The organism is Pseudobacillus sp. FSL P4-0506 (assembly GCF_038003025.1).
In the GTDB taxonomy this organism is placed as follows: domain Bacteria; phylum Bacillota; class Bacilli; order Bacillales; family Domibacillaceae; genus Pseudobacillus.
In genome coordinates this window covers 97,007-120,987 of record NZ_JBBOOI010000002.1, presented here as the reverse complement: position 1 = coordinate 120,987, position 23,981 = coordinate 97,007, and the positions used below count along the sequence as shown (strand labels likewise).

The window sequence follows — 23,981 nt, the reverse complement described above, 5'->3', positions numbered from 1 at the left end:
CCAAGACTAACATTTTCGCAATATGTATCTTACAAAAGAATGGTATTTAAAAACGATCGTAAAAGAAAAAGAAGTTGATATTTAAAGAGAAGTGTCAGCCGCACTTCTTTTTTTAAAAATTTTTTATCTAAATATAACACAATTACACATATGAATATGTGTAATTGTGTTATATTTTTGCTAAAGTTTAGGAAAAAGTGTGTTATAATAGAGTTGCAACTACATACTGTTGGGGTGGGGTTGTCACACTTCTTTTCGTTATTTTAACGGAAAGGAGGTGATACCAATGGAACATTTCTTCAATATTGCAAAATCAGTTTTATCCGGGATTGTAAGAGAACTTTCAGCTTATATATTCCGAAAAACGATTTTAAAAGATAAAGAAGAATCCACCCCTTGCCGTGGAAAGCAGAAAAAGGGTGGATCGCATAAAAAGTAACTTTTTAATGTGACAACATCCGCCCTAACGGCAATGTTGCCAAAAGAGGAGTGTTACCAGCACTTCTCTTTTGTTTTATTTTATACCTAAATTATACCCAATATACATAATATAATCAAACTTCATTTATCAGCTATAGTGGATTGTCAACACTAAATCAGACAGCCTTTTTAAGGGACGATCGTTTGTATTCAATCGGGCTTACATAGCCTAGTGTTCCGTGAATCCGCCGCTTATTAAACCAGTTAACATAATCACTGAATTCCAGCGTAAGATGCTCAAGGCTATTAAACTTCATTTGGCTGACAAACTCTGTTTTGATGATTTTAAATGTGGCTTCCGCCACGGCATTATCGTATGGACAACCTTTCATGCTTAAAGAGCGGCCAATCTGGAAGGCCGCTAACGTTTCATCGATGAGCTGGTTTTTGAACTCGCTGCCACGGTCGGTATGGAACATCTGGATGTCCCGCAGATCACCTTGAATCGAAGAAAAAGCCCGTGCGACAAGGTTTACATCTTTGTTTGGTCCCGTGCTGAAGCCAATAATTTCACGGTTGAAGAGATCGACAAAGATATATACGTAATGCCATTTGTTTTTAACTTTGACGTATGTTAAATCACTGACGACTACTTTTTTGGCTTCTGTCTGCTGAAACTTGCGTTTCAATTCATTCGCCTGGGATGACTCATTACACGGAGCTTTTTGTGGCTTGAACTGTGCCACTGTATAGGAAGAAACAAGCCCCTGCTCCTTCATGATGCGTCCAATACGTCTTCTGGAGACTGTCAGTCCACGCTTGTGCAGTTCGACTTTGATCTTGCGCGTGCCGTAGGCACTTCGGTTTTGTTCAAAAATCTCTATCACAGCGCCTGTTACATCGTCTTCTGCCTGACGTTCTTTGGCATCATAATAGTAGGTACTACGTGAGATTTGCAGGACGCTGCACATTGCTGATACCGAGTATTTGTCTTTATTTCGCTTAATGACATTTACTTTCGTCCCATGATCAGCGCGGCTTGCTTTAAAATATCATTCTCCATTCTAAGCTGCTTTAGTTCCTTGCGGAGTTCCAAAAACTCCTGCTGTTCAGGAGAACGATTGTCTTTCTCTTTAAAAGAACCGGAGGTTTCATCCTGATTGATCCACCGGTCAAGAGATGACGGGGTCAGATCATATTCAGCAATAATAGCTCGCTTCGTTTTTCCATTCTGGTACAGCTGCACCATTTGCTTTTTGAACTCGGGCGTGAAGGTGCGGCGTTCTCGCTTTGTCATAGTTGGAGCTCCTCATCTGTTTTAGGTCAAGTGTACGTGACCTTAATTTTTCTGTCCAGATAAGTGTAGACGCTCCAAACTGTTTGATGAAAAACTAGGAGTTGATTGGTATTTTGGCTTACCTTTATATCTTCAAACACAATGTTGTGGCCACAAAATTTGGTTTTTTAATTATGAACATCTGCATGATATAGAAGATTATATTGAAAAACATTTAAGACCCTCTGGATTATATTATCTAAGTATTAAAAGCAGACTGCCAACATGGTTGAAACTTTCAAAAAACAGAGAGGAAGTTCTTAAAACGATAAAAAAATTGAAACAAAAAGTTTAATTGGAATCTTTATTTTTGCTAAATTTGTTCTGCTGATAATAACGTCAAAAAGGAGTTTCTATCGAATGGACTTCAAACAGGTAAAACACTAAAAGTTGAAGAAATTTTGTTGAAGTAGTTGGATTCAAAGAAGACGCTGTTGTATTTGAGGTTCTGTTCACAGGTCACGAGGAAGATGAAGGAGAACTGGTGAAAGTGCCAATATGGTGTATCCATTCCAATAAAGATCAGGTAAAAAGATAGCAATATTATTAAGCTAACAGGTGTTTAATTAAATTAAGAAGCACAAAACATCTTCCAATTGAAGAGCATATATTAATGCAGTGTCGCAAGACAAGGCACTGAGAGTCCTAAAGAGAATTGAATTAAGAGTTACAACATGGTTGTATAGTTCATTCTTGTAAGAAGTACTGGAAAGATGAAACTCAATACGAAGTTACATTTACCTCTCCGTTAGATCAAAACAATTTTCCACTAGCAATTTATACATCTTTAAAATTGAGTAATAAAATTTCGGGTATTCGGATTTTATGGTGGAAAAGGGCTTATAAATCACCCTTCTCCAAATTCTTAATAAGTGTGGAAAAATCGACACCGAAGTTGTCTGTAATGTCATGATCAGTCACTTCAAACCAATTGAAAGTATCGTATAACATAGCTTTGTTAAAAGCACTCGAATTAAATCGTGGTTTACGCTTCTTATGGAGCTTCTCATTAAACAGAATTTTGGCTCGTAAGGCATCAAAAGAGTAACCTCTACCCATTCGCTCTACCTGCCTAATAATGCTATTAATTGACTCCGTATAAGCGTTAGTGAGCCTTTTATCAAAATAGTTAAATATTTCTTCTTGCCAGTTGTCTACGGCTCTCACAAGGTCTTTATAAGCGTTTTTATAGTTACTGGATATACAACGGTGTCTCCATTGACTATAACGAAGTAGACCTTCATCTGGATCAGGAGTATCCCAAATCCAGTAAAACTCTTCTTTGAGTTCATAGGCTTCTTTCAAAGAAGGAAGATTACCTAACCAAGTCTCTAAGAGGAATAATTCACGTTCATTTAGATCGTGTTTACGCTTTAGAAGGATAAACCTTTCACGCATAAGGGTATGTCTTTCTTTTTGGCTCATTTGGGCTTTCAAAGACTTTCTGACGTTATCTAATGCTTGATTAGCCATTCTAACTACATGGAACTTATCTACGACAACTTTAGCGTGTGGAAGGACAGTGTTCACTGCGTCTTTGTAGGGCTTCCACATATCCATTGTGACGTACTCAATATAAGTCCTATCACTGATTTCTGAAAGACGTTGGATGACTGTTTCCTTGTTACGGTTAGGCTTTATGTCATAGATAGTCCTACGTTCAACATTAGTCAATACAAGCCGAGGTTTACGAATAATATGTATCTCGTCTATCCCAAGCCATTTAGGGGTCTCAAACTGGTATTCACTTTCTTTGAGTGTCACATAATCCTTAAAGACGTTCCTAACGGTTTTCTCGTCAACACCAACGCTTTCTGCGACTTCTACAAAGGCCTGAGACATGGATTGCTCTTGAATGGACTTTAAAAGCCTTTTGGTCATACTACGTTTTTCATCAACGGATATTAGGCGTTCCCAGAAGGTAGATCCGCATTCACGACACTTGTATCGTCTGCGGTTCAATTGTAAGCCCACTCGCTTTAAACGAATGGGCAAATCCATAATTAGTTGTTTTCTTGAACTGTGTTTGTACAACTTATCAAAACCACATTCAGGACAACGTTCAGGTGGCTCGACTGCTTCAACTTTAAACATCATATCGGTGTCATTTTCTTGTGGTGGTTCAATTGCAGTTAGATCTGCAAGACATAGTAGGTCTGTTATGTTGTTCATCCTTTAAACAGAAGGTGGGAAATGTCCCTGCTTCGTTACTGTATAGGAACTAATATTTCACACAAATGATTATCAATCATTTGTGAAGTATATCTTTCTATAATTGGTTGTTCTCTTATTGATAAATTATTTCTTTCTATCTCAGAAAAAATATTGCCCCAAAATTCACTGACTGCCTCTTTTGTATGGTCAAGCAAGAAAACAGCATATTTCCCACCAGAAAATTCACCAACATGAGCTGGTTTTTCCACATTAAAATCTTTATTTATAACAACGCAAACATCATAACGACATTCCTCTTTAGGAGTAATGTTTGGGTTATCTTGCGGTATACCTAAAATTGTAGAATTATCAAATACATCATTCGATTTTGCCCACTTTTTAAAATTCTCCATTAATTCTTTGTTTTGCTTTTCACCATACTCCCCAACATTTCGGAAATAAGCAATCCTTGATTCAGGTAATTCTTCAATAGTTATTTTCATATTTTAATCCTCCTTTCTTAGATAAGGTAATTCGATTTAAAATGTTTTTCAAGTTCTTTTTTAAAAGATTCTGACTACAGTATGGTTTAATTAATCCATCATTCCACTATATAATCCGATTTATGATGTGATTTTTATCAAGTAATTAAAATAGTAATTCCACTATATATTCCGAAGACCCAAAATTTCTAGTGGTTGGAGTATAGTAGGTCCAGATGAATACGAAAATGCTTACTGTTCTTTTGAAGGTATTTCTGCAAAAACCAGAGTAACTGGTCTTTCTTGGGTATGCTTTAATATCACAAACGAAAAAGACCAATAAGCTTTCCATAGAAATTCAGTTACGTTAATAAAAAAGTTAGAACAAGTTTTAAAGTCCAGTGTATGAAGTATTGTAGTTGTCTTTTGTTGAAGAAGGAACAAAAATGATCAAACTTCTTTATAAACGAATCATTCAATTTAACACAAGAAGAGCATGTTTTGAGTAATCTTTTGTTTCGAAACATGCTCGTTTCTTTTGGTCGTTTATCAAGGTTAATAACATTATTTCAATTAAGCTTTATTTTAAAGCTATAGCAAGGCATTTTCAGCAACTATACGAAATCGGAATGGATATTATTTTTGATGAAAAAGTTTCTGGAGCGACAAAGGATCGTAAGCAGCTTCAAAAAATGTTAGGGAATTTACAGGAAGGGGACATTATTTATGTTACAGACTTAACTCAAATCACTAGAAGCACACAAGATTTATTTGAATTGACTGAATGAATACGAGATAAAAAGGCCAGCTTAAAATCACTCAAGGATTTATCAGAGGATAATCTATACAGTCAATTCTTAATTACAGTAATGGCTGGTGTTAGTCAATTAGAGCGTGATCTTATCCGCATAGGGAAACGCGAAGGAATTGATCTGGCTAAGAAAGAAGTAAGTTTAAAGGCCGGCTAAAGAAATATCATAAAAACCATGCAGGAATGAATTATGCTATAAAACTCTATATCGAAGGAGGCATGACTGTAAAACGAATTTGTGAAATTACAAATGTATCTAGGATTTCGTTATACAGAAAGCTTTCGGAAGGGAACAAATAGTTATACCTCATTCCATTAAGAGCAGGATTGTGGAAGAAGTATAAAACTTAAAATATATTTTATGCACAACATATTATTATCTTAAGAAATACTTCAGAATTCTACTTCTATTTTTTTAAGAAATTCCATTTAAACTTACACTTGAAGGTATTTTTGACAATTGGGGGATTTCTCATGGGTAAAGAAACAATACTTATAGTGGATGATGAAAAGGAAATCAGAGATCTTATAGAAATCTACTTAAAGAATGAAGGATACGAAGTATTACTGGCTAGCGATGGTGAAGAAGGCCTAGATATTTTGAGAAATAATGAAGTGCATTTAATTATACTTGATATAATGATGCCTAAAATAGATGGTATTCATATGTGTATAAAAGTAAGACAAATAGCTGAAATGCCGATTATTATGCTATCTGCGAAGACTCAGGATATGGATAAGATTATGGGATTAACAAAAGGAGCAGACGACTATGTAACGAAACCTTTTAATCCGCTAGAATTGGTAGCCCGAATTAAATCACAGCTTCGCAGGTATATGAAGATGAGTGGCGGCATGGCTCAGAAGGAAAATGAAATTGTAATTGGAGAGATGGTAATAAGTGTATCGACACATGAAGTAATGGTTGGGAATCAGGAAGTAAAACTAACGCCAAGAGAGTTCTCAATCCTAGAACTTCTTGCCCGGAATCGTGGCATCGTATTTAGTGTGGACCAAATTTATGAAACAGTGTGGAAAGAACCGTCTTTTCAATCAGACAATACAATCATGGTGCATATTCGAAAAATCCGTGAAAAGGTTGAAGAAAACCCAAGAAAACCAAGGTATATCAAAACGGTTTGGGGAGTGGGATATAAAATTGAAAAAGAAAATTAATCCCATTCATTTTATAAAACGCCTTACTGAAAAGCTGATAACCACTATAAGCCGGAGTATTAGGATTCAGTTAATAACTACGTTTATTGTTTGTGCATTATTGGGTTTTTTTGCATCAAGAATAGCAGCGCCAGTTTTTGAAAACATAAATAAAGAGGCCACGATTGATTATAGACGTGATATGCAAAGCATTAATTGGCAAGCCAAAATTACAGCAGAAACAACAGTTAAAGAAAATACAATGGGAGCCATAAAAAAATTTATCAATGAACAAAATGAATTATTACAACAAAATAGAAACGTTTTAAAAGTGCTTGTTACAGATGAGACTGGAAAAGTATTGTATAAAACACAACAAGCACAGGAAATTCAAATTAATCTGCATGATACCATTAGTAATGTTATGTCCTTTGCTATAAACCACCCAACGTATACAAGTGGGGAGGAACCAGTATGGGAATCGCGTAAAGAGTTCATTGCGTTTTACCCACTTACAATTAAGGATAAGAACTTATATATGTTTGTAAGCGGAATTCCAGAAGGAGAGGTAACCTATAGTACAAAAGAAGGCCCTTTTCCATTTTTTATTGGGATGCTTGTTTTTATTTTTTCTTTCTTTATTATAACGAAGAGAAAGATGAAACAGATTGAAGCAATGGCACATGGTGTAAAAGAGATTGCAAAAGGAAACTTGGCTTACCGTATTGAACAAAAAGGGCAAGATGAAATTGCCTCATTAACGGAACACATCAATCATATGGCTGAAGAACTTATGAACAAAATGGAAAAAGAACGGAGATTGGAGAAGCAAAAAAATGAATTGATTACAAATGTATCACATGATTTAAGAACACCGCTGACCTCCATCATGGGTTATCTGCGCTTGCTGCGTGATGGAAGATTTGAAAATAAAGAAAAAGGTAATGAATATATAAAAATTGCCTTTTCAAAATCGCAGCAATTGGAAAATTTAATCGAGGATTTGTTTGAGTACACAAAGCTTATAGATGGAAATATGTCCTTAGCTCGACATGATGTATGCATCAATAAACTCCTAGGCCAATTAATCGACGAGATCACACCGCAAGCGGAAAATCACGGCTTGTCAATTGTGAAAAGATTTCCTGATGAGCTTTTATATGCTGTTGTCGATTCCGAACAAACGGTACGACTGTTTGACAACTTACTAATGAATGCCATTAAATATAGCAAAGATAACGGAGATATTCAGGTTTTTCTTCAAAGACATCAGCATTATCTTGAAGTCTCCATCTCCAACCAAAGCGATGAATTTACCAAAGAAGAGTTAGAAAACTTATTTGAACGTTTTTACAAAAGAGATCATTCAAGAAGTAGAGTGGCTGAGGGTTCTGGACTTGGCCTTGCAATCGCAAAAAGCATTGTAGAACTGCAAGAAGGAGAGATTAAGGCGGAATATGAAAATGGAGTTGTCCAATTTATTATTTTATTGCCAATGTCACCTGAACAATAATTGTTACCTTAAAGTAGAATCATCCAAAACAAAGCATGTTTTTTCAAGGACCCTTACATTGCAAGGGTTCTTTTTTTTTTGCAAAAGAAATGGTTATTTCTTTCATTTGTTAAGAAAAGCTTAAGAAGTTTCTTCATCTTTTATTAAGGAATGCATTTTATACTTTGGATTATCTTATGTTGTTTCAAAGACAGCCCAAAATTTTAATAGGCAAAGAAAGGTGGAAATAAAAGATGAAGAAATGGTTACTTGGAGCACTCGTAGTGATTATTATGGGGATTGGCGTATTATCCCTTATTGGAGAGGAAAATCGGGATAGGTTTAATCCATTTATTAAAGAAAAAGATGTGTATGTACTTGTAAATAAAGAAGGAAAAACCGACCCTAATTTTAAGCATAGATATATGTTCATGTTAGATGGGGTTGATGAGTCAGGAGAGGTAGGAGAAATTAAAGTAACGTCTTCCGTTAAAGATTTCTCCCAAAATAGTTATTTGAAAGCTCATGTAAAAGGAAAATATGTTTATGAATACGAGATAGTAGCAGAGAAGGACGTGCCTGAAAAGGTAAGAGAAACGCTAAAGAAAAGATAACTTAGTGGAGGCAGGAAATATGAAGAAACCAATTGTTGAAGTTAAAAATGTACAAAAAGTATATGGCAAAAAAGGAGAAAACCAATCACATGCATTAAAAGGATTATCCTTCTCCATTCAAGATGGTGAATTCATTGGAATTATGGGACCATCTGGTTCTGGAAAAACAACATTACTAAATGTCATTTCAACACTGGATAAAGCTACAAATGGTACCGTTGAAATTGACGGCATGGATATCACGAAGATGAAACAAAGTGAACTCACTGACTTCCGATCTCAAAAGTTAGGGTTTATTTTTCAAGACTTCAACTTACTTGAAAATTTAACGATTTATGAAAATATTGCACTGCCACTCTCACTTCAAGGTGTCTCTTCAGGAAAGATTGGTCCGAAAGTGGAAAAGGTAGCGGGGGCATTAGGGATAGCAGCGATTCTTGCTAAATATCCAGCAGAGGTTTCCGGAGGACAAAAGCAACGTACAGCAGCAGCACGTGCAATTGTCCATGAGCCAGCCATTATTTTAGCAGATGAGCCAACTGGGGCGCTTGATTCAAAAAACGCAACAAGCCTTTTACGGTCGATGGAGAATTTAAATGAAGAACAAGGTGTATCAACCTTAATGGTTACCCATGACTCGTTTAGTGCAAGTTATTGTCGGCGTATTTTATTTATCCGTGATGGGGAATTATACAAAGAAATTCATCGCAGTGGTACACGTGAAGCGTTTTATAAAGAAATTTTAGATGTACTTGCAGACTTAGGTACTCAAACAGCGGAAGGTGGTTCATGATGTTATTTAAACTTTCCATATCAGGACTAAAAAGTAAGTTAAAAGATTACATTGTTTTACTTGTTGGTCTAGTTATGTCAATTGCCATTTTCTATATGTTTCAAACATTAGCTCTAAATAAAGCATTTCTTGAAGCAAACGCAACGATTAAGTCAATCGGCTATGTTTTTCAAACAGGCTCCGTCTTACTTGCCATTATAACATTTTTCTATATCTTTTATGCGAATTCTTTCTTGATGTCCCTTCGGCGGAAAGAGTTTGGAATGTACATGACATTAGGAGCGAAAAAAAATAAGATTACACTTCTAATGTTTATAGAAACAATCATTATCGGGACAGTATCACTGGTGATTGGGATTTCAGTCGGCTCAGGGCTTGCACAAGGAATTGGCAAGCTGCTTATGGAGCAGCTTGATTTTACTGCGAATGGTTATCAGGCAATATACGTTCCATCGATGACCGTTACTTGTATCTTCTTCTTTTTGTTATTTATTCTATCCGCCATTATGAATAGTATTAAATTATCGCGAATTTCAATTCTGCAGCTTGTTCACGGAGATACTTACGCTGATTCTATTATTATTAAAGGAAAAATGACTGGTATAGTTGCCCTTTTCTCGCTGATCTTATTAGTAATTGGCTATGCATCCATGGTCTATTTGGAAAATTTGAAGGAATCTGGAATTATGATCGCTATGCTTTCGACAACAGCAGGTACGTATTTGTTTTTTGAAGCCCTTTTTCCGCTGTTTGTTAAAAAGCTAAGAGCAAATAAAGCATGCAACGAAAAAGGTCTTAATGCCTTTACATTGGCACAATTAAATTTCAGAATCAACGGTTTAACAAAAGTATTGTCTACGGTAGCCATGCTAATTGCTCTTGGGGCAGGCGCCATTTCAGGTGGATGGGCTTTTAAAAATAATGTGATGACATCCGCTGATCGTTTCGAAATATATGATTCAGTAATTAACAACCCAACTCCTGAAGAAATGAAAATCCTAGATGATATTCCATTTAAAGAAAAAGGAGAATATCGTTATAAAGTGGACGATCAATTCTTTTATTATGTTAAAGAAGATCTGGAGAAATATCCGCCATTAATCCATGTTAGAAGCGGTGAGGAAAATATGGCTAAACTAAAACGTGTTTCTGAAGATCTTCCTGTGGGCTCTATTTCAGTTTACAGTCAAGAAAACAAGCAAAATACTAAGACAATTCCGGATGAATGGGAAGATGCTTTAACAAATATACAACCTATCTATATAGAGGATCTTAATAAGCCAATAAAAATTGTAGATCTAAAAATGTATCATGAATTAAAAGGCAAAACAGGTATCATTTTTACTGGCAAAACAGATGAGTTTATTGCACATACAAAAGAGTGGAAACAGCTTGATGAATTGCAGTTGGCAAAAAATAAGGATGTTAAAGCAGATGATATGCTAAGTAAATATAAAATCTATAATGAATTCTACACAGTCGCAAGTGGAACAGTATTTATGGGGTTCTTTTTAGGGTTTGCATTCTTAGCGATGATGGCGAGTTGTTTAATGTTTAAAATCCTATCTGGGGCAACATCAGATATTACCCGGTATGAAATGCTTCGTAAAATCGGAGTCCGTCGGGAGTTATTAATTAAGTCCATCTATAAAGAGTTATTCATCGTATTTTTAGTTCCAGCAATTATAGGCATGACTCATGTATTAATAGGAATGAACATTTTTGGATTTATCTTAATTGATCCTTATTATCGCATCTGGCTACCAATTGTTATTTTTTTGACCGTTTACACAGCTTATTATCTTATTACAGTTCATTTATATAAAGGACTTGTTATTCCGAAAAAAATATAACTTTTATAAATTAATTCAAGAACCGGGCACTTTATCGGAGAAAGAAAAAAGCCTAATTTCTCAATGTAAACGCTGAGAAATTGGGTTTTTTAATATAGAACTTTGTTAACGTTGTAAATTCGCATTTTTCTGGTGGTACCCCCTAAAGAACAATTGCTTTTACAGACAATCCATTTAGATTTATCAACTTCACATTCATAAATCACCCAGTTATCTGGACTATTCTCAAATAACTCCTTACATTTTGGACATCTAAAAAAGTATGGCCATAGCCTTTTTTAAGATTCCTACTTCCTGTTTTAACCGAAGGTTTTCTTTCTGAACATCTGCTAACTCTTTCGGTGTCGGGGCCTCTTTCTCCGAATTGATGGGGTTAAAGTCTTTCCCCATTTATAAATCGTTACTTCTGATACACCATATCCGCTGCTTAATTCTTTAACTGAGCTGCCGGAAGGATATAAATCCACAATTGTTTTCTTAAAGTCATCATTATATTTTTTGCCTGTAGGCTTACGTTCCCATTCGGACACATTCTCTCAAAATGATTGTAAGGGCTTAACTAAACTGTGACCACAAAACTATACTAACTCCAGCACTTAAACTAACGGGGGCTTTAGTTAAAGAAGGAATACTAGAAGGACTCTACAGGACAGGGTTCTTTTTGTTTGCCCAAAAATCAACACCATCGTTTAACAAATCTTTCGCTGTAAGGATAAGGTTACGTTCGTAAAAGTATACTTTTGCGCAAAAACCTTTCAGTATGCCTAAGCAACTGAGGCGAAAAGGCTCAGGTCTGTTGTGATGTGACTTTGACATAAAGTTCGATCATTTATAAAAAAGTCTGATCGTTTATAATAAAGTTTGATCAAAAATCCTGTATTGAAGTGCAGGTTTTTTTCTTATTCCGCAAATGGGCCATTTAATTGAATACAACTTAAGTGTATATTTGTAACAGAAGATTTTTCATGCCTTATTAAGCAAGAAAGGAAATGAAAATGCGAATTTTATCAGCCAGCCAGCTACAAGAAAACAAGGTCAATGATTTTTTTATTGAATATTGGGGAAGCCCGGAAATGGTCATTTCGAGCGGGATATTTGATTGTACAAAATTAAAAGGGTTTGCCGTAGTAAACGAAAAAGAAGTAATAGTTGGATACATAACATACGTTATTGGCTCGAATGAGTGTGAAATAATTTCTTTAGATAGCATTGAAGAAGGGAAAGGGATTGGATCGGCTTTACTTCAAAAGGTGGAACAGACGGCAAAAGAAGAAGGCTGCAATATGATAAAACTGATCACCACGAATGATAATTTACATGCGTTAAAATTTTATCAAAAACGAGGCTATTATTTAACAGAACTTTATAGAGGTGCTGTTGTTGAGGCGAGAAAACTAAAGCCTGAAATTCCTGACCTGGGTAATGACGGTATCCCGGTTCTCGATGAAATCCTTCTCACTAAACTGTTAGATTAACGAGCATAGTTAAAGTATTAGAAACAGCTATCTCAATGTCTACTAGAGTTCCAGCTGTTAGGAAAATCAATTACTTCCAGCTTTTTTCTTATCTCTAAACTCTGGTTTAATGCGTCCATAAGCTTCTGATCTCGAGCCTCTAGTTTATGGTCTATGTATTCTTGTTGCTTTTTCATCTGTTCAAGCAATTTCTCATTCATTTCTCTTTGTTTTCTCATCTCTTTTCGAAGTTGTACGAAGGCTTCTCCTTGCTTTTGTATGACTTCTGATAGATTTATGTTCACCTGTTTCTCATCCTCTTCTACAGTTATACTTATGGGTACTCTTAGACTCGACAAAGCATTATCTACTTCTTCAACATTCTTGCCCTCTGAATATAAGTTCCTAATCTTTTGGATAATCTCTATGGATTCATCTGAAACAAGGTAGGAGTTGTATTTTTTTCATGAGAAGATGAGGGGAATGCTTATTCATATACCGCCTGGTTGTTAACCAATTTTCCACTTTTTTATGTTGTTTTATTCTAGCAAATATAAGGGATAACCTCCACTTTTCTCATGAGAATTCTCGCTTGCTCATATATTTGGAAAATCAATAATCATTCGTGCAAGGGTAGAAAAGAGCTTCAATAATTAACTAAATGAGGGTATTGTGGTAATATATGGGTTGCGGTGATTGTGGGATAATTAGGAGGAATTCATTTGTCGAGGGATAATATAAAAGGGTTAATTTTTCTTTCAATTTTATTAGTAGTAGGAGGTTTCATTCTAATGTTTTCAAGTGTTTCCTTTGGAACCTCTTTAGGCGATTCATGGCTTATGAAGCAAAACGAAGGGATGGCTGATACTCATCAATACAACATGATTATTAAGACATATATAAATAACTTTGTCATTATTGGTAGTATATCGTTGTGCTTTGGCTTACTACTAGCTATGCTCACTTATTTTACACCTTTGTTTTTAAGGAAAAATAAGAGGAATTAAAAAAATATCCGGTTTCTATATACATAAACGGTTTTTAGTTAATGAAGAAGGGCATGGAGGGGTTTTTTGATAAAAAGAATGCTTTTGATTTTTATCGCAGTACTTGTTCTTTTATTTCTCATAAGTTCACCGATTATATTTCAGGAAGGAACCCCTGTTCCACTTGCTATTGGCATGGCAAAGTTACAAATCACTGATGAGAGTGTTGTAGGAATCCCAGGTGAGATCAAGCGGGAGCCTCTCTCTTTTTTACCAAAAACAATAAAAATTTGGTTGTCGAAAGTGCCATGTATACAACAAAATATAGAGTTTATACATTTGTGCAATAAGACCTAATGCCACATAATGATGATCGTGTTGTACTCGAAATGATAAAGTCTAAGCTATTTTACTATGTGTTTATTGAATTAACAGAGAAGATCAGTTCGTAAGAGGCAAGTCATAGATGTGCAGAGATAATAAAATTCTTTAATTTACAATAAAGTCATTTAAAAAATAATATAGTTATTTATACTTGTGTTCTACAACTGAGCCAGATTGTTTAAGAAATGAGGAATGATAATGTGAAAAAACGATGGGCTTCTTGGTGGATTGCCAACATTATTTGGGTTGTCCTTTTTGCAGCAGGAACAGTTGTTGTTTGGACAAGAGAGGTTGATGGCGCTGGTGTTACTCAAACACCTGAGCTAAAACTAGTTGCTTTTATAGTATTATTGATTGCGTTTATAATTCCACTGAGTATACAGATTGTATGGCTGGTTGTTAATTTGAAAAAGGTTAAAAAAAATTAAGCAAAAGGCGCAATCCTGAAAAAGGATAGGGGCTATTTTTTCAATCTCCTGTTTGGCTGTTCACAGTACAATTTATCTATATAAGAATAAGTAAAATATTGGAGGTAGTAGTTTGGATTCGATTACTCATACCTTATTCGGACTAACATTGTACGGAGCAGTTGATAAAAGAAACTTGGATAAAAATCATAAACGTGCTTATTTGGTGACAACGGTAGGAGCAAGCTTAATTCCCGATATAGATGTTATTTCTCGTTTGTGGGATACTTCAGGGCAATATCAGATGTGGCATAGAGGTATCACGCATTCTATTTTCCTAACACCGCTATGGGCAGTCTTATTCTTTTTGATTTGTGCTGCCATTTTCAAGATAAAAGATAAAAAGCTATTTTTACTTGGATGGTTGGCTGTGTTTATTCATGACACTAGTGATCTGTTTAATGCTTGGGGGACAGGTTATTTGGAACCTTTTTCAAATAATCGAATTACCTTCGGAACCATCCCCATTATTGATTTTGTATTCTGGATCATCATGGGGATTGCTTTTATTTTATCGAAAAAAAACAAACAAAAGTCGCCTTATTATTTTAAAATGGCTTGGGCATTTATGAGTCTTCATCTTATTATTCAAAGTACTCAAGGGTTCCTCATTTATAACCAATATGATGAAAAATATGATCAGGTCGCTCTTTCTGCTGATTTTGTCCCTTGGACATATTCAGTCATTGTTAAACAAAATGATACCGTGACTATTTTTCAGGATAATCTATTTCAGGAAGAGAAAGAACAATCTGTTTTATTTTCTAATAAAGATGCCGATCTTGACTATTTATTCTCTCAACGTCCTGAAGCCAAAACACTCTATGAATGGTCACCTTTTGTTGTTTTAGTAGATGATGGGAAGGTATTGGGATTATACGATCCACGTTTTTACCGTGATGGACAGTCGTTTCTATTTGAATATATTGAAAAATAAAACGGAGTAGGGTTAACTAATGATGATTCTACTTCTCTCAAGTCATTTATGAACAGCATTATATATAAAAAAATTAGTCTATATCATGAATAACATAGGTAGAAAGTGATCAATCTTTTTTATAAAAACCAATGTTAAATCTGCTGGATAAGAATCGATTTTTGATTCCTCTTTTTTCAAAATCGATTCTTTTTTATTTCTAGCAAAATGCTGGCTTATAGGGCAGTTTTGATCAAACTTACTTTAAAGCAACGCTTTCATTAGAGATTCCCTTTCTGTTAAGTGCTATTTTGCATATCCAACTTTGAAGCTTGAGTGCTAAATTATTTACATTCAATCATTTTTAGAACTATTTAGATCTACCTAGCAAAAAGGCGGCTGCTTATTGTTAAGTAATTACACTCCACTGTAGAAGATCAAAGGCCATTAAAGATGTGGTACATTTATTGAACTTCGGCAGCAGTACATTAAATAACAGAGAAGGATACTTTATGCTATGTAATTGTACATGCTAGAATTAAAGAAAGAAAAATAATTGAGGGACTTAAGATCGGAGTGGTAAAGAGAGTAGCCCAAATTAAAGTTTAGAAGGTGTTGTTTATGCCAGACTGGTCTTATCATCCATTGAAAAAATTTTTACTGGATAAAATAAGCCCGAAAACAAGCAGAGATTTTCTTCATAAATCTATGAGTGCAATAGCATCTACTCCTGGCGGTCGAGGTCTTATTGGGTTTTTAGGGCATATGAATCCCCCAAGGGAATTTCAGAAGGAAATTTATCATACTAGATTTCCTTCTCCTATTGGATTAAGTGGCCATATTGATCCTAATTTGTCAGGTGTTAAAGCCTTCCAAGAGTTAGGGTTTGGATTTGTGGAAATAGGGCCAATCGTATTAAACGAACCTAAAAATCAAATAAAACCAAGAAGAGAAAATAGTCATATTTTGTTTTCTAATCATCAAGAGAAGGTTCCTCTCAAACTGGCAATCAAAAAACTAACAAGATTGAATATTCGAATTCCCGTATTTGCCAAGATAGATGCACAAGTAAAAAGAAATGAATGGGACATAATTGTACAACATTTAACACCTTTTGTAGATGCTTTTGTCGGAACAAGTGAGCAGATTATCCCGTACGTAGAGGAAAGTTTAATATGTTTAGAGCGTTCTTTTTATGTATCTTTTTCTGCTGATGAAATGAGCGAAAAAAAAACAGAAATAGGGCCATTAATACAGCATACAAGTATTGGGGGTATTGTCATAGAGGCTCCTCGTCGAATCGAGGGCAGCTATTGGCATGAAGTTGCAAATGCAAATGAATGCCTAGCTAAATTGGTAAAACAGGTTAAAGATTTACACCCCAAGCTAATGATCATAACTTCTGGTGGAGTGGAGACACCGGAGGAGGCTTGTGCTTTAGTTGGTGCTGGTGCAGATCTGTTAATGTTAACAGATGGATATGTAAAAGCGGGGCCAGGGTTACCGAAGCGAATTCATGAACGATTATTATATGAAAAAGTCCAACCTATTAAAAATCCAAACTGGTACTGGTCATTTCTATTTGGTCTCTCCATATTAGTTGGAGGAATCATCGCCTTATATATTGCATTCACAAGTATTGTCCTCCCTTATGATGAATCGTTTATCGGACTGTCAAAAGCCGATATTTTTCAAATAAATCCTCTCATCTTATCATTTATGTCACATGACAGAATAGCGCTGGCTGGAACAATGATATCTGGAGGAATATTGTATATCCAGCTTGCCCGACACGGAATTAAATATAACATGCATTGGGCAAGGATTGCTTTTCATAGTGCAGCAATCGTAGGATTTCTTGGTATTTTTCTTTTTATCGGCTTCGGTTACTTTGATTGGTTACACGGTTTATTTTGGCTGTTCTTATTGCCGATATATTATTTTAGTTTTAGGGAAGGAAAAAGAGTCACAGGTACCCCGTCCTCCATTCATGGAAAGAATGATAAAGAGTGGCAATACGGCCTTTATGGACAACTCATGTTTATTACACTAGGATTTTTAATATTAGCAGGCGGTATAGTGATCTCTACAATAGGTGTATCCAGAGTTTTTGTGCTAACAGATCTAAGCTTCTTGTGCATGTCATCTCAGATGTTAGATCGTATTAGTAACAATTTGATTCCCCTTATTGCACATGACCGAGCAGGATTTGGCAGTGCCCTTGTAAGTGTTGGTTTGCTTGTTCTAATGATTTCCTTGTGGGGGTTCAGAAAAGGAGAACAATGGGTTTGGAATACCCTTGCTGCCGGGGCATTACCTGCGTTTATAGCGGGGATTGGAACCCATATATATATTGGATATACAACCTTTATACATTTACTTCCCGTTTACTTTTTAGTCATTTTATATGTATTCGGATTAGCATTATCTTATCCTTTCTTAAAAAGGAAATAAAGCCAGCTGTACTCAAAAATGGATACGGCTTTCACATAAGATAATGATAGATCTACAAGAAAATCCTCTCAGCATGCAATCACGTCCGTTTGCTGGAGATCAAAGATCTTTGAAGTTAGTTTTACTCATTGAACTTTTAGCCTCCGCTATTTCAAAAAGAACATCATGAAAGGATAAGCAACTAAACCGAGTACTTATTCAAGAATTCGGCTTGATCACTGAATAAATTAGGAGAGTTCTTTTCATTCATTTTATAAATAAGATTCCATAAAGCGTAAAAGCCCTGCTCCGTGTGAACAGGGCTTTTCGTAATTAAACAATATTCCTATCTTTCTTTATGATTTCAGAGATCAATGTTGATTAAACGAAGTTGTTTGCTGATTCTGTTGGTTTTGCTGAGATTGCTGGGAACTTAATTGTTTTAGTTGCTGCTGAGATTGGTCAATCTGTTGAGTCATTTGATTAAGGACATTAAATAAAAGTTTGTTATAGTCTTTCATTTAAAGGAACAATAAAGTTGTTTTTCGCTGATGAATCCTCATTTTAGGATTTTCTATAATCGTTCATTTATCTTCTATAAATTTTAAAAATCTATGGTTCCATATATTTTCATAAAAATCAATCGTCGCTTTTGCAGACATAAATGGGTTATTCAAAGTAGAGGTTGCTTTCTGTACCATGAAATTTTCGTATCCTAATCCATGAGCAAATTTAATCGTAGCATCCATACAGTATTCTGTTTGAGCACCACAAAATTCAATACTCTGTACAGTTAACTGGTCTAAAAGACTTTTTAAGTTTGTTTTGTAAAAAGAATTCGCATGTATTTTTCTTACAAAAAAATCTTGTTCTTGAACATCTAGATTGGCATGAATAGCCCATGGTTCTTCTTCAGGTACTAATTCTTCATCACAGTGTTGAACAAAAATGATTGGTTTATGTAATTTTCTATATGAAGTGATTCTATCATTTACTTTATTAAGCAAATTTTGTAAATCAAATAAATGATCTCCACTGTAACAAACACCATTTTGTATATCTATAACGATTAAAACATCAGCACAAGTCTCCATTATTTTACCTCTTTCATTTTGCAATATGTTAATGATTCTATCAATTAGGGATATACTATACAAGCAACATAAAAAGGCGATATGAATCTCTAATTTCATATTATTTTTTAAAATAACTATTTTATTTGTTAAATGACTTTATTATTCGTACACAGTTGAGAAGAAGAAATCTTTAGTTAATGCTCACTAATAAAGACTTTATTTATTATCTCCTCTACTTTGAGTAGTCGTTGTTAAAGTCTTTTCTTTATTAAGTCCTCTATATAAGGTTGCTGCGGGTACTCCCGTCGCTTCCTGTATTTCTTTGGTAAGCGGTAAACACAGCACACCTTCTTATCTATATGATCCTATGGCATAATCCTTCCTAAGAAAAACATAGGGAGGATTATAATGAAGAAAGAAGAATTGAGGAGCTTGTGGAAAGAACGGATTCAGGCATACAGGGAAAGCGGGCTGACCGCCAGGCAGTGGTGCGCGGAGAATGGTGTTTCCACTCATCGGCTCTATTACTGGCTAAGAAGGCAGAACTCGGCTGCCTCTGCACCGGCTTCTCCTTCGGAGTGGATGAGGTTTGATGTCACCGATGGACCCGAGGATAAAGCTTCCCTTACCATAAAAGTCGGCGTATGCGAAATTGAAATTAAGGAACCTCTCAATGAAAAGCTTCTGCTCGATGTAATCCGGGTACTAGAAAGCCGATGCTAAATGCGGCCAAAGTAGACTGTGTATATCTCGCCCGTGGAAGCACCGATTTGCGCAAATCGATTGATGGACTCGCTGCGATCGTACAGGAAGGATTCCAGCTCGATCCCTTTTCTCCATGTCTGTTTGTTTTCTGCAATCGGAAAAAGGATAAGCTGAAGATTCTGCACTGGGAGTACAACGGGTTTTGGCTTTATTACCGCAGGCTGGAGAAAGGAATCTTTCAATGGCCCGATCCTTCCTCCGCCCAGCCAATGGCGATCAGCCACCGCCAGCTGAACTGGCTGCTGGACGGCCTCACCCTTGAACAAACGCAGGCACATGGCAGAGTTTCTGCGAAAATAATCGTGTGAAAAAGAGGATTTTGGCGAAAAAAGCCGAATCCTTTTTATTATGAAAAAATTGACCCTTCCCTCTCAGACAATTGAAGAATTAGAAGCGAAAAACGCGGAGCTTCAAAAACAGAATGAAGCGCTCCAAGCCAAACTGAACTGGCTGGAGGAACAATTCCGCCTGAGCCAGCAGAAGAAGTTTGGCTCTTCGAGCGAAAAAACCAGTCCCGACCAGCTCGCCCTTTCTCTTTTCAACGAAGCCGAGGCAACGGCAGATGAGAAAATCGAGGAGCCGGATGTGGAACGAGTGGTTCTGCGGACTAAGAACCGCGAGGGCCAACGGAAAGAGAAACTGGAAAACCTGCCGACAGAAACGATCCACTATCGTTTAGCTGCCGATGAGCAAGTCTGTTTGTGCTGTGGCGGAGCTGTTCATGAAATGAGCACGGAAGTGCGCCGTGAATTGAAAATCATCCCTGCCCAGGTAAAAGTAGTAGAGCATGTGCGCCATGTTTATAGTTGCCGCCAATGTGAGCGCGAAGGAACGGAAACGCCTGTCGTGACCGCAGCTATGCCTGCGCCTATGTATCCAGGCAGCCTGGCCTCTCCTTCCGCCATGGCGTATATCATGAGCCAAAAATATGTAGACAGCCAGCCTCTTTACCGCCAAGAAAAGCAATTGGAGCGTTTGGGTGTCCGCCTGCCACGCCAGACACTGGCAAATTGGATGTTATATGGGGCAAACCATTGGCTCGTGCATCTCTATGACCGAATGCACGCCCATCTTTTGAAGAATGATATCCTGCATGCCGATGAGACGAGCCTGCAGGTTCTTTCCGAACCAGGGCGTCCAGCCAGTTCGAAATCCTATATGTGGCTATATCGGACAGGATCAGACGCTGCCCCGAACATTCTGTTTGATTATCGCCAGACTCGTGCAGGCAAACATCCGAAGGCTTTCCTTTCGGGCTTCCGAGGATATCTCCATGTCGATGGCTATCAAGGCTATAATGACCTGGCCCATGTAAAGCTTGCCGGGTGCTGGGCTCATGCGCGCCGCAAATTCGATGAAGCGATCACGGCTCTGCCTTCAGAAGCAAAAGGCAAAGAGACGCCGACGGCGGCTGAAGAAGGCCTGCAGTTCTGCAATCAATTATTTGCCATTGAACGTGACACCAAGGAAGTGACGCCCGATGAGCGTAAGCTCATCCGCCAAGAGCGCAGCCAGCCAGTGCTGGATGCTTTTTCAAGCTGGCTTCGAATGCAAAGCCAGCGGGTCACACCAAAAAGTGCTCTAGGAAAAGCAATCGCCTATTGCCGGAATCAATGGCCGCGGCTGACCACTTTCTTAGAAGACGGCCGTCTGGAGATCGATAATAACCGCAGCGAGCGCTCTATCAAACCATTTGTCATCGGACGAAAAAACTGGCTGTTCTCCCAATCGATGAAAGGGGCGAAAGCCAGCGCGGTGATCTACAGTATTGTTGAAACGGCAAAGGAGAATCATCTTAATCCATTTGCTTATTTGACGTACGTTCTGGAGCAACTCCCTTTGATCGATAGAACCGATGAACAAGCGATAGACAGCCTCCTCCCTTGGTCGAAGAGCATTCCAGGGGAATGCCGGATTCCTAAGAAAACAAAATAATGACAGCACAAAGGCCCAACCGTTGTCCAGGTGGGCCCTTTTTGACGCTTACTTTCTTTGACACTCATTCTTTGCGAACGATACAGGGCCATTGCTTGATGCAGCTTTTGCTGATTAACCTTTGGTCGTCCGTCTTTTCTTCCTCTAGCACGCGCTGCTTTCAATCCGGCCATCGTTCGTTCACGAATAATATCTCGTTCAAATTCCGCCAGAACTGATAACATTCCAAACATTGCTTTACCTGCAGCTGTACCGGTATCTATTTTATCTTGAATACTGACAAATTCTACTTCTTTCTCACATAGTTCATCTGCAATCTCAATCCGGCGTTTTGTGGACCTAGCCAGACGGTCTAATTTGTAGACCACAAACTTATCCCCGGCACGCAGCATCCTCAATGCCTGTTTTAATTCTTCTCGATTGTCTTGCACGCCCGATACTTTCTCTTTGAAAATTTCATCACAATCAAATTCATTCAAGGCGTCTAATTGTAAATCCAATGACTGATCAATTATACTAACCCTTGCGTACCCAATTATTATAAAACGTTCCCCTTTAAATCATTTTCCTTTCTTCTTTTCTATGAAAAACATCCCTTTTAGAAATATAGATTTTGATATAAGTTTTGATATGAAAATCCTTAAATTTTGAGGATATTTGTCACTTTTGGAGTTATTTTGCACCCGTTTTAAGTGCTATTTTGCACTATAAATCAATATAAAAAGTCCAATTTCTCAACATTAAAATTAAGAAATTGGACCAGTTGCTTACTTCACAAACGCGTCCGATAGTTGAATACCACGCTATTCTTTTAAGGTACTTCCTGAGACATTGACTCTCTTTGGTACAAAGAAATACACGAATACATAAACAAATAAACTTCCAATTAAAAGATAGCAAATTTTAGCAGTAGAAGTATGAATAAGCATAGTGAAATACAGAATAAATAATTGTGCATATAATATAACTAAGACAAACACTAAGAAAGAGTTATTTATCTGGGATTTAGAAATAGGGTAAAGTAATGCACTTTGTTTAATTTCATGTTGTAAAGGAATTACTTGAAGTCCAGTCATAAATAAAATTAGGAGATTAAAAATCCAACCACTTGTTGGTATAGCATAATTAACAAATATGCCAATTAAAGTAAGTCTCAAATAAAGGTAAAAGTAATCATTATATCTTACAAACAAGTGTGAGTATAAATATACGAATGTGCTACTTTGACTATATGGGATATACCTTTTCAGAATCAAAGTAAGCAAACGTCTATTCCTAAAAGAACGTTTAAGATTGGGGACATCCATAAAAAAATTAATAAATTTAAAGTTTTGTAATAATGCACTTTCTTCTTCATCTATTAGCCACTGCCAATTCAGATTTCTTTTTTTTTCTATAAAATAAATTAAATAAACGAAATTTATACTCATTAAAACAAGTGTAAAAATCCAGTCATTTTTTAACAAAAAATAACACATTAAATATATTGAAAAAAACCTATTTAACCTATGTAACACAAATTGTACATGGTTCTCTAACCATTGTTCATCCCACTTCATTAAAATGTTATAAGCAGCAATCCCCACTATAAAAAAAAGAAAGGGAAGATTTACATTAGTTGTGTGCAAAAATAAGGATAAAAAAACAGTTATGAAACTTACCAATTTAATAACATCAATAACAAAACTATATATAAGTGATTTAATAAAATACGACTTTAATCCCCATTCTAATGGCAACAAAAACATTATATCTGCCCTTTTAGTAAATGTACGAACTTTTGTCTGTATTAAAATGTAGGTTACAAATAGTGATAGGATTACTTCAACAGATATTTGAGGAGGTATCCACTGAAGAAATAAATTAAAATAATATATAAAGATACTGCTAATGATTAGAAAAAAATAAACAACATTCGCACCAATTATTGAATAGTACCTGAACATTTTTTTATAATATTCCTGAACCCTTAAACCCCATAATGTTTTTATATCCATAAATATACCTGTACTTTCATGAATTTTACTAAAAACATAGGATGCATCAACTATTTCATCTATCCTCATTGCAATGTATGAGTTGCTTTGCCCTGAATTCATTTCCTAATGTCACTCATATATATTAAAGTTCTTCCACAAACCTGCTTACATTAGCTGAAGTACATGTAACCTACACCAACATAAATTACCATTTTGTTTAGAAGTGTTATTCTATTAAAGGTAGCCTGATTGCGGAACAAAATTAAAAAGCGCCCTTTAAGCAAAATGATAACATGTTAATATTTTACAAGCTAGATATATGTAACAAAACTCGTAGTTTTTGAGCTGCTTTTACGAACATCTTCTTTTAACTGTTACTTTTCATTTGTTTTACCGCTTTTTTTGTCATCGAAAGTGATGTATAGAAGGGGAGCAAGAACGTCATGCGGTTATTTGTATACTAAGAAGATTTTCAA

At 36.2% G+C, this 23,981-nt stretch carries 21 protein-coding genes and 3 pseudogenes; 16 read left to right on the top strand and 8 right to left on the bottom strand.

The window, feature by feature from the left end; all coding sequences use genetic code 11:
- The first annotated feature begins 286 nt into the window (after nt 1–286).
- On the top strand, nt 287–439 hold the full coding sequence (locus MKZ02_RS22485) for a hypothetical protein (RefSeq protein WP_340856654.1): 153 nt from the start codon (nt 287–289) through the stop codon (nt 437–439).
- 157 nt (nt 440–596) lie between these two features.
- Here MKZ02_RS22485 and MKZ02_RS22480 read toward each other — a convergent pair.
- The 3 genes from MKZ02_RS22480 to MKZ02_RS22470 all read right to left on the bottom strand — a co-directional run bounded on the left by MKZ02_RS22480 (nt 597) and on the right by MKZ02_RS22470 (nt 4,413).
- Nucleotides 597–1,717, bottom strand: a protein-coding gene (locus MKZ02_RS22480; protein WP_340856653.1) for an IS3 family transposase whose coding sequence is annotated in 2 segments (ribosomal slippage) — nt 597–1,468 and nt 1,468–1,717 — 1,122 coding nt in all. Because the reading frame shifts where the segments join, the coding sequence is not laid out codon by codon here.
- A gap of 879 nt (nt 1,718–2,596) precedes the next feature.
- A complete protein-coding gene (locus MKZ02_RS22475; RefSeq protein ID WP_340856931.1) occupies nt 2,597–3,919 on the bottom strand; it encodes an ISL3 family transposase in 1,323 nt (440 codons plus the stop codon).
- A 44-nt stretch (nt 3,920–3,963) separates the two neighbouring features.
- The gene (locus MKZ02_RS22470; RefSeq protein ID WP_340856652.1) at nt 3,964–4,413 is read right to left on the bottom strand and encodes an AraC family transcriptional regulator; all 450 of its coding nucleotides are present in this window, start codon (nt 4,411–4,413) and stop codon (nt 3,964–3,966) included.
- A 527-nt stretch (nt 4,414–4,940) separates the two neighbouring features.
- Here MKZ02_RS22470 and MKZ02_RS22465 point away from each other — a divergent pair.
- The 6 genes and pseudogenes from MKZ02_RS22465 (at nt 4,941) to MKZ02_RS22440 (ending at nt 11,110) form a co-directional block, all read left to right on the top strand.
- Nucleotides 4,941–5,503: pseudogene (locus tag MKZ02_RS22465) on the top strand (recombinase family protein).
- Nucleotides 5,504–5,677: 174 nt separating this feature from the next.
- Nucleotides 5,678–6,379 carry a response regulator transcription factor gene (locus MKZ02_RS22460; RefSeq protein WP_340856650.1) on the top strand — a complete coding sequence of 234 codons (702 nt, stop codon included), beginning with the start codon at nt 5,678–5,680 and terminating at the stop codon, nt 6,377–6,379.
- Complete coding sequence (locus tag MKZ02_RS22455; RefSeq protein ID WP_340856648.1) at nt 6,363–7,871, top strand: HAMP domain-containing sensor histidine kinase; 1,509 nt, start codon at nt 6,363–6,365, stop codon at nt 7,869–7,871. Before MKZ02_RS22460 ends, MKZ02_RS22455 begins: the two co-directional genes overlap by 17 nt.
- Nucleotides 7,872–8,104: 233 nt before the next feature.
- The gene (locus MKZ02_RS22450) at nt 8,105–8,464 is read left to right on the top strand and encodes a YxeA family protein (protein WP_340856647.1); all 360 of its coding nucleotides are present in this window, start codon (nt 8,105–8,107) and stop codon (nt 8,462–8,464) included.
- Between the two features lie 19 nt (nt 8,465–8,483).
- Nucleotides 8,484–9,257, top strand: coding sequence for an ABC transporter ATP-binding protein (locus MKZ02_RS22445; RefSeq protein ID WP_340856645.1), 774 nt, complete (start codon nt 8,484–8,486; stop codon nt 9,255–9,257).
- The gene (locus MKZ02_RS22440; RefSeq protein ID WP_340856930.1) at nt 9,257–11,110 is read left to right on the top strand and encodes an ABC transporter permease; all 1,854 of its coding nucleotides are present in this window, start codon (nt 9,257–9,259) and stop codon (nt 11,108–11,110) included. The genes MKZ02_RS22445 and MKZ02_RS22440 overlap by 1 nt, the downstream gene beginning before the upstream one ends.
- Before the next feature lie 262 nt (nt 11,111–11,372).
- On the opposite strand, the pseudogene MKZ02_RS22435 reads toward MKZ02_RS22440, so the two are convergent.
- Nucleotides 11,373–11,640 (bottom strand): annotated as a pseudogene (locus MKZ02_RS22435) (transposase); the annotation flags it as partial.
- Nucleotides 11,641–12,105: 465 nt separating this feature from the next.
- Between MKZ02_RS22435 and MKZ02_RS22430 the strand changes: the two are divergent.
- Nucleotides 12,106–12,585, top strand: coding sequence for a GNAT family N-acetyltransferase (locus tag MKZ02_RS22430; protein WP_340856928.1), 480 nt, complete (start codon nt 12,106–12,108; stop codon nt 12,583–12,585).
- A 32-nt stretch (nt 12,586–12,617) separates the two neighbouring features.
- On the opposite strand, the gene MKZ02_RS22425 is transcribed toward MKZ02_RS22430, so the two are convergent.
- Nucleotides 12,618–12,869: a hypothetical protein gene (locus tag MKZ02_RS22425; RefSeq protein ID WP_340856643.1), complete on the bottom strand. Its 252-nt coding sequence runs from the start codon at nt 12,867–12,869 to the stop codon at nt 12,618–12,620.
- A gap of 417 nt (nt 12,870–13,286) precedes the next feature.
- Here MKZ02_RS22425 and MKZ02_RS22420 point away from each other — a divergent pair, with 417 nt between their 5' ends.
- The 5 genes from MKZ02_RS22420 (at nt 13,287) to MKZ02_RS22400 (ending at nt 17,771) form a co-directional block, all read left to right on the top strand.
- Nucleotides 13,287–13,571 carry a hypothetical protein gene (locus MKZ02_RS22420; protein ID WP_340856641.1) on the top strand — a complete coding sequence of 95 codons (285 nt, stop codon included), beginning with the start codon at nt 13,287–13,289 and terminating at the stop codon, nt 13,569–13,571.
- A 66-nt stretch (nt 13,572–13,637) separates the two neighbouring features.
- Entirely contained in the window at nt 13,638–13,907 is a 270-nt protein-coding gene (locus tag MKZ02_RS22415) for a hypothetical protein (protein ID WP_340856640.1), read from the top strand.
- 227 nt (nt 13,908–14,134) lie between these two features.
- Entirely contained in the window at nt 14,135–14,362 is a 228-nt protein-coding gene (locus MKZ02_RS22410) for a DUF3923 family protein (RefSeq protein WP_340856639.1), read from the top strand.
- A gap of 112 nt (nt 14,363–14,474) precedes the next feature.
- Nucleotides 14,475–15,338, top strand: coding sequence for a metal-dependent hydrolase (locus MKZ02_RS22405; protein ID WP_340856638.1), 864 nt, complete (start codon nt 14,475–14,477; stop codon nt 15,336–15,338).
- A 594-nt stretch (nt 15,339–15,932) separates the two neighbouring features.
- Complete coding sequence (locus MKZ02_RS22400; protein WP_340856637.1) at nt 15,933–17,771, top strand: dihydroorotate dehydrogenase; 1,839 nt, start codon at nt 15,933–15,935, stop codon at nt 17,769–17,771.
- Between the two features lie 563 nt (nt 17,772–18,334).
- Here the strand turns inward: MKZ02_RS22400 and MKZ02_RS22395 are convergent.
- Nucleotides 18,335–18,844: a cysteine hydrolase family protein gene (locus tag MKZ02_RS22395; RefSeq protein WP_340856636.1), complete on the bottom strand. Its 510-nt coding sequence runs from the start codon at nt 18,842–18,844 to the stop codon at nt 18,335–18,337.
- Between the two features lie 390 nt (nt 18,845–19,234).
- Between MKZ02_RS22395 and tnpA the strand changes: the two genes are divergently transcribed.
- From tnpA to tnpC, 3 genes are read left to right on the top strand one after another with little or no spacing between them, the layout of a single operon-like run.
- Nucleotides 19,235–19,549, top strand: a complete 315-nt coding sequence (gene tnpA / locus MKZ02_RS22390; protein ID WP_039238169.1) for an IS66 family insertion sequence element accessory protein TnpA — start codon at nt 19,235–19,237, stop codon at nt 19,547–19,549.
- On the top strand, nt 19,543–19,899 hold the full coding sequence (gene tnpB, locus MKZ02_RS22385; RefSeq protein ID WP_082090092.1) for an IS66 family insertion sequence element accessory protein TnpB: 357 nt from the start codon (nt 19,543–19,545) through the stop codon (nt 19,897–19,899). Before tnpA ends, tnpB begins: the two co-directional genes overlap by 7 nt.
- Nucleotides 19,900–19,939: 40 nt before the next feature.
- Nucleotides 19,940–21,526 carry an IS66 family transposase gene (tnpC, locus tag MKZ02_RS22380; protein ID WP_340853857.1) on the top strand — a complete coding sequence of 529 codons (1,587 nt, stop codon included), beginning with the start codon at nt 19,940–19,942 and terminating at the stop codon, nt 21,524–21,526.
- Nucleotides 21,527–21,543: 17 nt separating this feature from the next.
- On the opposite strand, the pseudogene MKZ02_RS22375 reads toward tnpC, so the two are convergent.
- Nucleotides 21,544–22,068, bottom strand: a pseudogene (locus MKZ02_RS22375) (recombinase family protein); the annotation flags it as partial.
- 261 nt (nt 22,069–22,329) lie between these two features.
- Nucleotides 22,330–23,625: an ABC transporter permease gene (locus tag MKZ02_RS22370; RefSeq protein WP_340856635.1), complete on the bottom strand. Its 1,296-nt coding sequence runs from the start codon at nt 23,623–23,625 to the stop codon at nt 22,330–22,332.
- Nucleotides 23,626–23,981: the final 356 nt, after the last annotated feature.

What these genes read in the sequence shown, in the direction of transcription:
- tnpA (WP_039238169.1), top strand. Translation starts at nt 19,235, where the DNA reads ATGAAGAAAGAAGAATTGAGGAGCTTGTGGAAAGAACGGATTCAGGCA.
- MKZ02_RS22470 (WP_340856652.1), bottom strand. Translation starts at nt 4,413, where the DNA reads ATGAAAATAACTATTGAAGAATTACCTGAATCAAGGATTGCTTATTTC.
- MKZ02_RS22440 (WP_340856930.1), top strand. Translation starts at nt 9,257, where the DNA reads ATGTTATTTAAACTTTCCATATCAGGACTAAAAAGTAAGTTAAAAGAT.
- MKZ02_RS22395 (WP_340856636.1), bottom strand. Translation starts at nt 18,844, where the DNA reads ATGGAGACTTGTGCTGATGTTTTAATCGTTATAGATATACAAAATGGT.
- tnpC (WP_340853857.1), top strand. Translation starts at nt 19,940, where the DNA reads ATGAAAAAATTGACCCTTCCCTCTCAGACAATTGAAGAATTAGAAGCG.
- MKZ02_RS22450 (WP_340856647.1), top strand. Translation starts at nt 8,105, where the DNA reads ATGAAGAAATGGTTACTTGGAGCACTCGTAGTGATTATTATGGGGATT.
- MKZ02_RS22370 (WP_340856635.1), bottom strand. Translation starts at nt 23,625, where the DNA reads ATGAATTCAGGGCAAAGCAACTCATACATTGCAATGAGGATAGATGAA.
- MKZ02_RS22430 (WP_340856928.1), top strand. Translation starts at nt 12,106, where the DNA reads ATGCGAATTTTATCAGCCAGCCAGCTACAAGAAAACAAGGTCAATGAT.
- tnpB (WP_082090092.1), top strand. Translation starts at nt 19,543, where the DNA reads ATGCTAAATGCGGCCAAAGTAGACTGTGTATATCTCGCCCGTGGAAGC.
- MKZ02_RS22485 (WP_340856654.1), top strand. Translation starts at nt 287, where the DNA reads ATGGAACATTTCTTCAATATTGCAAAATCAGTTTTATCCGGGATTGTA.
- MKZ02_RS22460 (WP_340856650.1), top strand. Translation starts at nt 5,678, where the DNA reads ATGGGTAAAGAAACAATACTTATAGTGGATGATGAAAAGGAAATCAGA.
- MKZ02_RS22445 (WP_340856645.1), top strand. Translation starts at nt 8,484, where the DNA reads ATGAAGAAACCAATTGTTGAAGTTAAAAATGTACAAAAAGTATATGGC.